Below are 12,594 nucleotides of genomic sequence, written 5' to 3'. Positions count from 1 at the left end.
ATAAAAGGGGACGGCTTAATACCGTCCCCTTTTATTTAATCGCTTTTTGACTGCTGGTTGCATAGCGATATCCATATCGTTACGATCTTCCTCTTTTTTAGTAATAATGCTATAGCGGGCTTCTTTTGAATACCCTTCTTTCTCAATAATAAGTTGATAGCGACCCGTTGTGTTGATGTTAAATTGAGCAATACCGCTTTCGGGTGTTACCTGCGTACAAACAATCATGCTGTCTTTCAAATTGATAAGAGTTGCGGCTGCATGCTCTAATGGCTTTTGTGTTGCTTTGTCTTTAATAGTAAGCTTAATGCTTTTACTTTGGGCATGGCTGTAACTGGTAATGCCAATCACCAGCAGGCTACTGATAGCTACTGCCTTTGTGAGGATGTGGATAGGTTTCATAAGCTGTGGTTTAAAGGAGAAGGATACAGCTTAACAGACGTGCTAATTAAGAATACGTTGCAGTAAATTAGAAATTTAAATAATTTTGCTACAAACAAAGTTTGGCATACCGCACTTAATCAACTACTTTTGCTTACAGAAAAACGAACAACGATTATGTCACATCACGAAGATAAAAGCTACGATTCATACTTCTATATTATTGGCCTGGTAGCCGGCTTATTTACCGGTGCTATCGTTAACCAAGGTTTTATTTATATACCAGTAGGTGCTGTTTTAGGTTTACTCACCGCAGCTTTATTTTTAAAGGTATTGGTTAAAGGCCGCCAGGAATCTGACGCTTAATATCCGGATACTTTTCTTTGCTTATCAAGAATTTAAACCAGCTTTCGGTATAGAGTTTATTGAAGGCTGCTTTTTCATTTCATAAATTTTATCTAAGAAAGTATTCCTTACATAAAACAAGAAAGGCGGATCGTATTGTCCGCCTTTCTTGTTTAAGTATGTATTCAATTACTTAGCCTGTGCAATTAGTGCTTCATTCAAGCGAACGTACTCCTCATTCTTTTGCTCCTTAGCTACACGGGCTCCCTCTTTTGCTGTAGCAATGGCAGCGGCATTATTGCCCATTTTAAGCTGTATACGGGCTTTCCATAATTTGAAGTAAGGTGCATTAGGGTTTGATTTTTCGGCCTCTGTAATCCAAACTAATGCTTTATTTAAATCCTTGCCATTTTCAAAATAGTATTGTGCTGCGGCAAAGTATGGTTTCTTTTCACCCTGCATGGCTTCGTCAATACTTGCCATAACACGGCTGTCTACATCAGTTGCCAAATGCAGTTTTACGGCAGTGTGTTCCCACAATAATTGTATCTCGGCAGTGGTTGGCTTAACGTTGGCAAACTGGATAGTAAAAGTTTCTATCATCTCTCCGGATTTTACCGGCTTTACCTTAAAGCGTAAAAAGTCGTCGGCCTGTTTGTATTCATAGGCTCCCCACTGCTTGGTGGTTTTGTTTAAAATGATGGTCCACTCCTTTTCGCCGGGAATTGTGAATAGCGCATATTCGCCTGCAGGCACTTTGTTGCCTTCAATCGTTACATCATCAGTAAAAGCGATTGTAGTAGCGGTATTAGCTCCGGTACGCCAAACCTCACCATAGGGTGCCAGGCCGCCAAATATTTTGCGCCCTTTAGCGTTAGGACGGGCATAATTTAGGGTGATTTTCCCCAGGCCAAATTCCTGAGTAATGGTTTGGGATGAGCTGGCTTGCGGCATTTTAATGCCTTGTGCTTGTACACCGTACATAACACTGCACAATAACATTGTACAAATTAGGTAATAAATCTTTTTCATATTCAATTAAGATGATCCAAAGATAAACCGTTATCAGTTAGCATCTTCATTTATTTGATTAGAAAGATAATTTGATATGGCTATAAATAAAAAAAGCCCCCCGGACTTGCTCTGGGGGACTTTCAACCTAAACCTTATCACAATTAAATTGGTAAGTTTACCAATTCGTAATATATATTACAATCACTGTGCCAAACTTCGCAATCGATTAACGTAATTAAAAAAACGTTGATACAAACGAAAACTGCATATTTTAAAAGGAACGTACAACCTTAGGCTTTAAACCTTATAAATAGTATATGTCAAAATGTGCAAAATTTTATACACTAGTGTCAGAAGATGCACACTATGTGATACATAATGTCAGTACTTACATAGTCTTAAGGTTATTACGCTTCCGTAAATAGCCATCCAAAAGGTAAAGAGCCAATACCACATCAAAAAAGATGAAGCCCTGCATGGCAGATTTACTGATATAGTTTTTAATAGATGGTATTTTAAACTCAACAGCACTTGTATTACCGGCCGACCAGTTAACATTGGCTATTGTATAAATAAGCAATACCGAAATAGTAACTATAAAAAATGCCGCTATTACTTTAATAATTCTTACGTCGATTGCTGCTTTAAGCGGCTTTTGCGCTTCCTGCGTACGAATGGCTTCCATTACATTATAAGTAAATGGCATAGATGGCTCGTCCAGTTCCATTACAGAAAGCTCCTGATTGAAAGAAAGCAATTCATCATAAACCATACGATATTCCTTATCTTCCTGAATAAGCTTGCTTATCTCCTCCTTCTCTTGTGCCGTACAGGTCCCATCAATGTAACTCCACAGTCTTTCTTCTATCGTGTTCATATTAATTCCTTGGCTTCGTGCTTTAAATTTCGCTCCAGCTTTTCTTTTAAACGCTGGCGAGCTCTGAATAATTTTACTTTTACTGTATTAGGTTCTATCCCTAATGTGGTACCTATTTCTTCCAATGATTGTTCCCCTTTGTAAAACAAGGTAATGATCATTGCATCATCAGGTAACAATTGCTCTATTGCTTTATTTAAATAATATGAGCGCGATTTGTTTTCGGCCAGATTATTATCAAAAGCACTGTTTTGACTTTCAAGTTGTATAAAGGTTGCTTCATCATCAATAGATGATGTATTTAACCGTTTCTTCCGCAAGAAAGTCATTGCCGTGGTATATACAATAGTATATAACCAGGTACTGAATTTTGACTGACCACCAAATGCAGCTAATGACCGGTATGCTTTAATAAAACTATCCTGCGCTATCTCTTCTGCATCTTCCCTACTCTTACTAAATCGCATAGCCAGGGTAAATACAAAACGCTGATGCCGTTTAACCAAATCAGCATAGGCCGACTGATTACCCGCCAGGGTTTCTTCTATTAATTCTATATCCGAAAGTTTGCTCTGCATTTGTAATTACCGCTCTGACGATGCCGGCGTAGTTCAGGTTACAGTAAATTGAAAATAATCTACCGAAAATATTTACACTTTTTTTATGAATAAGTGTAACCTGCTTTTAAACCATGTGGTCATAGCTTACAAATACACCGGTGAAGGTTTACAAATTATATAACACAAACAATTAAACATATGGAAGTCTCTAAAGAATTAATCGGAATATTAGTACCACTTGGCTTTTTTGCCATGATATTCGGCATCGTATATTTAAGTAAAAGAGAACGACTGGCCATGATTGAACGTGGCATGGATCCACGCCGATACAAATCGCAATCTGCCCCTTACCAGAATTTGAAATGGGGGTTATTATTAATAGGTGCGGGAATCGGCTTATTTTTGGCCTTTGTACTCGACAGAACATTATTTACAGCTTCAGCAGATGAAAACGAAGCTATCTACTTTAGTTTAATTGCCATATTTGGCGGCTTAGGCCTGTTTCTGTCTTATCGCATTGAAAAGAAAGAAACGGTTACGACAGAAAAGCAGAGCATATATGTACCGGAGAAAGATTTAATATAACTAGCGCCTAGGAAATAAAGAGCTTCTTCAAAATTATGAAGAAGCTCTTTTATAGATATTTCTCCCGCAAAATATTTAGGTGATGTAATTCATGACCAGCCATAATATAAAGCAACGCCCTTACTGACACCGGTGAATTATTGGCCAAACCTTTAAATGATAATCTGGATGAAGGGATGGCGTTGCATAAATACAAATTGGCTTCACGGACTGCTTTAAATTCGTCGGCCAAGCTTTTTAATGTACGTTCGTTTACATTTGCATTTACAACATACTCTTCCTCATCAAAACCTGGTAAATTAGTTCCATCCTGACGACTAATGCACAATAAGCGGTAAGCAAAAATACGCTCCGCATCAATCATGTGGCTTACCAATTGTTTAATGGTCCATTTCCTGTCGGCATAAGCGTAGTCTTCCATTTCTTGAGGTATTTGGGATAGCAGCTTATGCGTACTATCCTTTAAGCCTGAAAGGGTTTTTAATACGTCTCCCCTTTCGGTAGCCAGCTTAACATAGTTGGCATAAAAGGATGCATATTCATCAGGTTGTGGCGGGGTTATCATTTTTAATACTTTTTAAGATGATCCGGAAAGTTGTTCCTTTTCCTACCTCTGAATCTTTTACGAAGATCTGGCCGTTGTGGTAATTTTCAACCATACGTTTAGTGAGCGATAGACCAAGTCCCCAGCCGCGTTTACGCGTGGTATATCCCGGCCTGAAAACGGTAGTAAATTTAGAGCGTGGTATACCTTTGCCGGTATCTGTTACATCAATATAAATTTGATTCTTGGTTTTACTGGGTGTTATATCCACTCGGATATTCCCCTTCCCTTCTATCGCATTGACCGCATTTTTAAGAAGGTTTTCAATTACCCAATCAAACAAGGGTATATTGATGCCAGCCATTAGTTTAGAATCTCCATGTAATTCAAAACTGATTTTGTCTGTTACCCGTACTCTAAAATAGTCTACAAAATCTTTTACGGCATCGTAAACAGAATGCGGTTCTAAAACTGGCTTAGACCCGATTTTAGAAAAACGGTCGGCTACAATTTCCAGGCGCTTTACATCATTAGCCATTTCGGCCAATAGTGGATCGTCTTCGGCATTAAATTTATCCTTCAGCAATTCAAGCCAAGCCAGTAAGGATGATATGGGTGTACCTAACTGGTGAGCCGTTTCTTTTGCCAGACCTACCCATACCTGGTTCTGTTCTGACTTTCGGGATGAGCTGAATGCCGTATATGCTACCATTAAAAACACAGCTATGATAGTAAGCTGTATGTAAGGGAAAACCCGCAATTGTGTAAGCAATAAGGAATCCTTATAATATACCATCCAATAGGTATTGCTGTAAATTGGAATCTTGATAGGTGCATGCTGCGATTTCATAATGGCCAGCTCACGCTGAAAATATTCCAGGTCATACTTTGGGGCTTTCTTACCGTCAACATCTGTAATGCCATCCATCTTGATGAACGTTTTGGTAGAGTCTAACCCCTTGGTAAATTTAAACTCCCCCGTTTCATCAGTTACAATGGCTGGTACAGATAAACTATCACGCACCAGGAATACATAGTTTAGGAAATCGTTATCATCCGATGATAGGATTTGCTTCATAGTTTGTGCCCACACCTGTGCACGTGTTCGCTCAGATCGGGCTATGTTTTTAACAAGATATTGGGTATACAATAAAGAGCTGCCGGCAATGATTACTGCAAAAATCAACAGTAAATATTTCCATCGCTTTTTTCGTTGATAAGGATTACTCATACGTAATTTCAAAGGTACATAAACAGTTACAGACAAGTAATAGTTTTAAGTCTTTCCGTTAGCAAGGTGGCGAATTTTAGACTCTTTAACCATGACTTATCAAAAGCTAGCTCAATACTAACTGCTAATCTATACTAATAATATGTATCTTTGCAAACACTCCACTTCAGCTAACTCTACACCTTACGTATAAGCAATATAAGCCCCATAAGGACGTTTGTAGCGTTAGTATCATTATTTAAAGTTTCACGTGAAACATGAGATTAGGAGTGGTAAATTTGCGTATAGTTCCACGTGGAACATGGAGGTATAGATGTTTAAAAAATATGATGTAATAGTGGCTGGAGCAGGTCATGCTGGTTGTGAAGCAGCGGCAGCAGCAGCCAACATGGGATCGTCAGTTTTGCTGATTACAATGAACATGGGCACCATTGCACAAATGAGTTGTAACCCGGCAATGGGTGGCGTAGCAAAAGGACAAATAGTAAGAGAGGTAGATGCACTCGGTGGATACTCTGGTATCATCGCTGATAAAACCACCATTCAGTTCCGGATGCTTAACCTGTCAAAAGGACCGGCAATGTGGAGCCCACGCTCACAAAATGATCGTATGCGCTTTGCCGAAGAATGGCGGCTAACTTTAGAGCAAACAGACAACTTAGACATTTGGCAAGATACGGTTACATCATTAGTAGTAAAAAATAACACCGTATGTGGTGTACGCACTTCACTCGGTATAGAGATTGAATGTAGTGCCGTAGTACTTACTAATGGTACCTTCTTAAACGGTGTAATTCATATCGGCGAGAAACGTTTCGGCGGTGGCCGTACCGGTGAAAAATCTGCTACCGGTTTAACTGAGCAATTAGTTGAATTAGGGTTTGAAGCAGGACGGATGAAAACCGGTACTCCCCCTCGTATTGACGGCCGTAGTTTGAACTATAGTGTAATGGAAGAACAATGGGGTGATGAAGATCCCGGTCGCTTCTCCTACACCGATGTCGAACGCCCAACCGAGAAACGTTGCTGCTGGATTACGTATACTAATGCTGCCGTACATGAAACTTTGAAAGAAGGTTTCGAAAAATCGCCCATGTTTACCGGGCGCATCAAAGGTTTAGGTCCACGCTACTGCCCTTCTATTGAAGATAAAATTAACCGGTTTGCAGAACGCGAACGTCACCAGATTTTCGTAGAGCCAGAAGGTTTCAATACCGTTGAGATTTACGTAAACGGATTTTCTACTTCATTACCAGAGGATGTACAATACCGGGCATTGCAGCAAATACCAGGCTTTGAAAAAGCAAAGATGTTCCGCCCAGGCTATGCTATAGAATATGATTATTTTCCGCCTACCCAATTACAGGCTACCCTGGAAACAAAACTGATCAGCAACTTATTTTTAGCTGGCCAGATTAATGGTACCACAGGTTATGAGGAAGCTGCATCACAAGGTTTAATGGCAGGTATAAATGCACACCAAAAAGTACATGATTTACACGAGCTGATTTTAAAAAGATCAGAATCATACATCGGTGTGTTGATTGATGACCTGATTACAAAAGGTACCGAAGAGCCTTACCGTATGTTTACCTCACGTGCCGAACATCGGTTGTTGCTTCGTCAGGATAATGCTGATATTCGCCTCTCCCCTACTGGCCATGAGTTGGGCTTGATAAGTGATGAGCGTTTAGACAAAGTAAAACAAAAAGTAAAAAACTCTGATGAAATTGTAGCTTACACCAAAAACAAGTCGGTAGAAGCAGGACAAGTAAATACATTATTGGATGAATTAGGCACATCCCCGCTTTCTCAAAATGTTAGATTGTTTTCGTTACTTAGCCGCCCTCAGGTTTCTTTTAATGATTTAAGGAAAGCTGATGAGTCATTAGCTTTATTACTTTCAGCATATGATAAGGAAACTATTGAGCAGGCTGAAATAAAAATTAAATACGAGAGTTATTTTGATAAGGAGCTGGAGATTGTAGAGAAGATGCGGAAGATGGAGGATAAGGAAATTAATCCCGACTTCAACTATCAGCAATTGGTATCGCTGTCAAAAGAAGCTCGGGAAAAGTTGATGCGTATTAAGCCACGCACTTTAGGCCAGGCTTCACGTATATCAGGTGTATCACCTTCAGACATATCTGTGCTGATGGTGCATATATCCAGGTAAGCTCAATTTTTTAAAAATGGCACTTAAAAATAGCTTTAATATATCTTATTAGAGCCATTATTTTTTACTTTTAATATATTTATATTAAAAAATAGCAAAATCGCTTATATCGCTTAAAAATGCCTTTAAAACACATTCGTAGTTTTTACATTCAAATCCTCATAATTATAGCCGGACTAGTTTTATATGGCTGTGCCAATATTCAAAGACCCATGGGCGGGCCGCGAGATCGTACGCCACCAAAGCTACTTAAAGCTACCCCAGCCAACATGACCCGAAATTTTGCAGCAAAAGAAATTAAGCTGGACTTTGATGAATATTTCAAACTTTCGAACGCCTACCAGGAAATTAGTGTAAGTCCGGCTTTTGAAAAATCACCGGAATATAATACCAAAGGGAGATCATTAGTAATTAGCCTTAAGGATACCTTATTAAAAAACACTACTTATGTATTTAATTTTGGTAAGGCCATTGCCGATGTAAATGAAAGCAACGTAATGAAAAATTTCACTTACGTTTTTTCGACCGGTAATGTGATTGATTCATTGAGTATATCAGGTAGCGTAACCAATACTCTTAATTCTGAAAAAGAGAAAGATGCAACGGTAATGATTTTCCCAATTGAGCGCGACTCTGCTTTATTTGGTAAAAAGAAGCCCAGTATTTATACCACTACAGATTCAGCTGGTAACTTCTCGCTCAATAACTTACATGAAGGCAGATATACCATATACGCTTTGAAAGAAGCGTCGCCAGATAAAGTTTATAACAATGATAATGAGTTGATTGCCTTTTCTAAAAGAACAATCAACTTAAAATCAGATACATCGAATGTACAGTTGAACTTGTTTAAGCAAACACCCGAAAAATTCCGTGTAAGTACCAAGCGTATAGATCCGGATGGTAAAGTGTTTTTAGGCTTTAACAAGCCATTGGTTGATCCAAATATCAAAATTAATTATCCGGCAGCTGTAGATGCCGGTAAAATTATTGATTACAATAAAAACCGGGATACCGCATCAATCTACCTGCGCAATATGGACTTCGACTCATTGAGCGTGGTTATTTCAGATCAGAATAAGCCATTGGATACGGTGTTTGTAAAAAAGGGCCGTAATGAAACCTTTAAGCGGAACTTAACTTTCCGTTATAATATCAATAACGATAATAAGTTAGCGCCAGGTACTGATGTTGAAATTACAGCAAGCTTGCCTATAGAAGCATTTGATCTTTCTAAGATTAGATTATTGGAAGATTCGGCTGCGGTTAACCCTATCAGTTTGCTAAAAGATACGAAAGATATTCGTCGCTTTATACTTAAGCATCGCTGGCGGCAAAATACGCGCTATGAGCTGGTATTTAGCGATGAAGCTATGACCAGCATTTACGGGGATAAAAATAAGGAGCTGAACAAACGCTTCCAGATAGATAAGCCCGAAAACTATGGTTCCCTTACTATTAAATATAGCGTACCGGATACCGCAAAAAGCTACATCATTGAACTGATGAACAGCAAAAAAGAAATCATTCGTAAAGATGTGGTTTCCAAAACTACTTCGCTGGTTTATAAAGCCTTATATACCGGTAAATACCGTGTTAAGGTTACTTACGATGCTAACCGCAATGGGCGCTTTGACACCGGCAGTGTTAAACAAAAGCAATTCCCTGAAAATGTGTGGTTTAGTGACAAGGAATTAACACTAAGACCAAACTGGGACCAGGAAGAAACGGTTGAAATACCTAAGGAGCCGGCTACTCCTTAAACCAGCTTGAATAAAGGATATAATTATCAGGTAAGCGATTCAAAAGCTCCTTCTGCTCGTCAGTAAGGGGCTTTATTTTTTTAGCGGGAGTACCAGCATATAAAAAGCCTGATTCGCATACCGTATTCTCAAGTACTACCGATCCGGCACCGATAATTACATATTCTTCAACCACGGCATTATCCATTACAATGGCCCCCATACCTATTAGGGTATGGTCTTTTAAGGTACAACCATGCACAATGGCATTATGCCCCACCGATACATAATTACCAATGTTAGTAGGCGATTTTTGATAAGTGGCATGTATAACTACCCCATCCTGAATGTTGGTATTGTTACCTATACGTATATAATGTACGTCACCACGTATTACCGCATTAAACCATACCGAGCAGTTATTACCCATGGCTACCTCCCCTACTATAGTGCAGTTATCGGCAATAAAACAATCGGTTCCCCAAACAGGGCTTTTATCTTTTACAGGTAATATCAGCGGCATAATTTGTTTTTATAAATGAATAGCTATGCTATATCAAATACAATTAATTTTTATATTTGATTTACAAGCGGAAATAGCTCAGTTGGTAGAGCATCAGTTTCCCAAACTGAAGGCCGCGGGTTCGAATCCCGTTTTCCGCTCATTTAATTATAATAAGAAATGTTGCCATTCGCTTGGTAATGGATGCATTAATCTGAAAATCGTCTTTTCTCTATCAGTTAAAGACAGATAATACTTATTAAAAGTATCTATAATGTTTTCGCCCTCACCCATTCGCCAATACATATCTGCCGAATCTTTGCATGGATGTAGTACCCACGGCAACTGTATGTCAGTTTTCAGATAATCAAATTTTCCAAAATCTGATAGAAATTCTCTTACCTCCATTAATGCAAATCCTAATAAATTTGTACCTCTCCAGCAATAAGGAATAGTACTGTTTTCATCATCTGCCGCTAAGCCAATTCCCCATATGGTGTCTATTGGACTCGCCTCAACTAAGATTTGGTTGCCAGTAGAAATAAGGTATTTTGCCAATCTGGGATGCTGATTGAATTTATGCACATTCCCATTTACAACAATTTCATGTTTGTATGCATCCCAAATATCAGAGTCGAAGTTTTTAATTTGCTGCCCTATGTGTTTAGCTTTACCCGCGGTTTTACTATCAATAATACTTTTATAAGCTATACTATCACCAAATAATATGGCCTTGGCCGCCATCATCCAGTGTTCGGCTGTTAAATAGGTAACATCATTTACAATAAATGGCAGTTCATACCACTGACTTAAACAAGATTTACCTGTTTCTGCATATTTAGCACTATGCCCCCAAAAGAATAGAAAGTCAATTTCAGGGTTGATTTCATACTGATTAATTAGCCACTCTATATCATACTTAGCCATACTTTTAAATTACCGTATCCTCCAACACCTCTGCATGCTTCAGGTAATCCGTAGTATAATGCAAACCCCGGCTCTCCTTACGCATCATGGCCGATTTGACTACCAGATACGATACCTGTATCAAATTGCGCAGCTCACATAATTTTACAGAAAGCTTGGTACGCTTATAAAACTCTTCAGTCTCTTCATACAGTAAACGCAAGCGGCGCATGGCCCTTTCTAAACGAAAATCGGAACGTACAATACCCACATAATCGTTCATCAGTTTCTGCATTTCGCGGATATTATGCGTTACCAAAATATCCTCGTTCGAGAGCTGTACGCCCTTTTCGTCCCAGTCCGGAATATTTTCAGGTATGTAGTAATTGTCAAAATTAGCAATGGCATCTTCATAAATACGGTGTGCAAACACCAACGCCTCTAATAAAGAGTTGGATGCCAATCTGTTAGCACCATGCAGGCCAGTTGATGAACATTCGCCGCAGGCATACAGCTGCTGGATAGACGAGCGGCCTACATGATCGACCATAATACCGCCGCACATGTAATGGCAAGCCGGCGATACGGGGATCATATCTTTAGTCATATCAATACCTATGTCCAGGCAACGGGCATAGATGTTAGGGAAATGGGCTAAAATTTCGGCCTTGCTTTTATGACGTACATCTAAATAAACGTAGTCCTCACCCGATTTTTTTATTTCCGCATCAATAGCACGGGCCACAATATCTCGCGGGGCTAACGATTTTCGCGGATCGTACTCCTGCATAAACTCTTCGCCATTGGTACGTTTAAGTATACCGCCAAAACCACGCACTGCTTCCGAGATTAAAAAAGACGGATACTCGCCCGGGTTGTACAGCGCAGTAGGGTGAAACTGTATAAACTCCATATTGCGCACCTTACCTTTAGCACGGTACACCATGGCAACACCATCGCCCGTGGCAATAACCGGGTTGGTGGTAATAGCATAAATATGACCGGCACCGCCCGATGCCATTACCGTTACTTTGGATAATATGGTATCTACTTCGCGGGTTTCGGTATTGAATGCATAAATTCCATAGCAGGCTGTATCCGGAGTTGACCGGGTAACAAACTGACCCAGGTGGTGCTGCGTAATTAAATCAACCGCAAAGTGATGGGTTAAAATTTCAATATTCGGATTTTTGTGGATCTGCTCCAGCAGGGCGCGCTCCATTTCAAAACCGGTAATGTCCTTATAATGTAGTACCCGGTATTCGGAGTGACCACCTTCTTTTGCCAGGTCATAATACCCTTCTTTGTTTTTATCGAAGTTGGTGCCGTAATCTATAATTTCTTTAATGCGCTCCGGCCCTTCTTCTACCACAATCCGCACCACTTCCTCGTCGCACAGGCCATCGCCGGCAATCAGGGTGTCTTCAATATGCTTTTTGAAAGAATCACCAACGTTATCCACAACTACAGCAACCCCTCCCTGGGCATACTTAGTGTTCGACTCATCTTCATTTGCCTTTGTAACTATCAGAACCTTACCATGTTTGGCAGCCTTAAGGGCAAAACTCAATCCGGCGATACCAGAACCTATCACCAAGAAATCCACATTTTTTGTCATAAATAACGTCTAAGATGTGTAAAAGTACTACTTGTGTGGATAACCGCGTTAAAAGATGTTAATTTTGCGTAAGTAAAAAGCTAATAACTTTCTGCGCTGTGGATAACTCTGTG

General features: G+C 39.6%; 13 protein-coding genes and 1 tRNA gene. 5 read left to right on the top strand and 9 right to left on the bottom strand.

Features of this window, described 5'->3' with window-relative positions:
- Positions 1-15: 15 nt before the first annotated feature.
- The gene (locus KHS38_RS14520; RefSeq protein ID WP_213489325.1) at positions 16-402 is read right to left on the bottom strand and encodes a carboxypeptidase-like regulatory domain-containing protein; all 387 of its coding nucleotides are present in this window, start codon (positions 400-402) and stop codon (positions 16-18) included.
- Positions 403-558: 156 nt separating this feature from the next.
- Here KHS38_RS14520 and KHS38_RS14515 point away from each other — a divergent pair, with 156 nt between their 5' ends.
- On the top strand, positions 559-747 hold the full coding sequence (locus KHS38_RS14515) for a hypothetical protein (RefSeq protein WP_213489324.1): 189 nt from the start codon (positions 559-561) through the stop codon (positions 745-747).
- A 168-nt stretch (positions 748-915) separates the two neighbouring features.
- On the opposite strand, the gene KHS38_RS14510 is transcribed toward KHS38_RS14515, so the two are convergent.
- From KHS38_RS14510 to KHS38_RS14500, 3 genes are all read right to left on the bottom strand, one after another.
- Complete coding sequence (locus tag KHS38_RS14510) at positions 916-1,710, bottom strand: DUF2911 domain-containing protein (RefSeq protein ID WP_249665419.1); 795 nt, start codon at positions 1,708-1,710, stop codon at positions 916-918.
- Between the two features lie 418 nt (positions 1,711-2,128).
- The gene (locus tag KHS38_RS14505; protein WP_213489322.1) at positions 2,129-2,617 is read right to left on the bottom strand and encodes a hypothetical protein; all 489 of its coding nucleotides are present in this window, start codon (positions 2,615-2,617) and stop codon (positions 2,129-2,131) included.
- Positions 2,614-3,195, bottom strand: a complete 582-nt coding sequence (locus KHS38_RS14500) for an RNA polymerase sigma factor (RefSeq protein WP_213489321.1) — start codon at positions 3,193-3,195, stop codon at positions 2,614-2,616. Before KHS38_RS14500 ends, KHS38_RS14505 begins: the two co-directional genes overlap by 4 nt.
- Before the next feature lie 180 nt (positions 3,196-3,375).
- On the opposite strand from KHS38_RS14500, the gene KHS38_RS14495 reads away from it, so the two are divergent.
- Positions 3,376-3,762: a DUF6249 domain-containing protein gene (locus KHS38_RS14495; RefSeq protein ID WP_213489320.1), complete on the top strand. Its 387-nt coding sequence runs from the start codon at positions 3,376-3,378 to the stop codon at positions 3,760-3,762.
- A 49-nt stretch (positions 3,763-3,811) separates the two neighbouring features.
- Here the strand turns inward: KHS38_RS14495 and KHS38_RS14490 are convergent, their stop codons facing one another.
- Together KHS38_RS14490 and KHS38_RS14485 are read right to left on the bottom strand one after the other, a co-directional pair.
- Complete coding sequence (locus KHS38_RS14490) at positions 3,812-4,327, bottom strand: DinB family protein (RefSeq protein ID WP_213489319.1); 516 nt, start codon at positions 4,325-4,327, stop codon at positions 3,812-3,814.
- Complete coding sequence (locus tag KHS38_RS14485) at positions 4,305-5,537, bottom strand: sensor histidine kinase (RefSeq protein ID WP_213489318.1); 1,233 nt, start codon at positions 5,535-5,537, stop codon at positions 4,305-4,307. Before KHS38_RS14485 ends, KHS38_RS14490 begins: the two co-directional genes overlap by 23 nt.
- A 313-nt stretch (positions 5,538-5,850) precedes the next feature.
- Here KHS38_RS14485 and mnmG point away from each other — a divergent pair, with 313 nt between their 5' ends.
- Both mnmG and KHS38_RS14475 read left to right on the top strand, forming a co-directional pair.
- Entirely contained in the window at positions 5,851-7,713 is a 1,863-nt protein-coding gene (mnmG, locus tag KHS38_RS14480) for a tRNA uridine-5-carboxymethylaminomethyl(34) synthesis enzyme MnmG (RefSeq protein ID WP_213489317.1), read from the top strand.
- Positions 7,714-7,925: 212 nt separating this feature from the next.
- Positions 7,926-9,476 (top strand): Ig-like domain-containing protein, encoded by a 1,551-nt coding sequence (locus KHS38_RS14475; protein WP_213489316.1) that lies wholly within the window; start codon positions 7,926-7,928, stop codon positions 9,474-9,476.
- Here the strand turns inward: KHS38_RS14475 and KHS38_RS14470 are convergent.
- Complete coding sequence (locus KHS38_RS14470) at positions 9,466-9,978, bottom strand: gamma carbonic anhydrase family protein (protein WP_213489315.1); 513 nt, start codon at positions 9,976-9,978, stop codon at positions 9,466-9,468. The two genes, KHS38_RS14475 and KHS38_RS14470, sit on opposite strands and share 11 nt — an antisense overlap.
- 67 nt (positions 9,979-10,045) lie before the next feature.
- On the opposite strand from KHS38_RS14470, the gene KHS38_RS14465 reads away from it, so the two are divergent.
- A tRNA-Gly gene (locus KHS38_RS14465) sits at positions 10,046-10,118 on the top strand.
- 7 nt (positions 10,119-10,125) lie between these two features.
- Here KHS38_RS14465 and ybiA read toward each other — a convergent pair.
- Positions 10,126-10,884, bottom strand: coding sequence for a riboflavin biosynthesis intermediates N-glycosidase (ybiA, locus tag KHS38_RS14460; RefSeq protein ID WP_213489314.1), 759 nt, complete (start codon positions 10,882-10,884; stop codon positions 10,126-10,128).
- Between the two features lie 4 nt (positions 10,885-10,888).
- A complete protein-coding gene (nadB, locus tag KHS38_RS14455) occupies positions 10,889-12,481 on the bottom strand; it encodes an L-aspartate oxidase (protein ID WP_213489313.1) in 1,593 nt (530 codons plus the stop codon).
- Positions 12,482-12,594 lie beyond the last annotated feature (113 nt).

It is taken from the genome of Mucilaginibacter sp. Bleaf8 (assembly GCF_018390515.1).
GTDB lineage: Bacteria > Bacteroidota > Bacteroidia > Sphingobacteriales > Sphingobacteriaceae > Mucilaginibacter.
The sequence above is the reverse complement of the archived record's forward strand: the minus strand, read 5'-3'. Positions and strand labels throughout refer to the sequence as shown.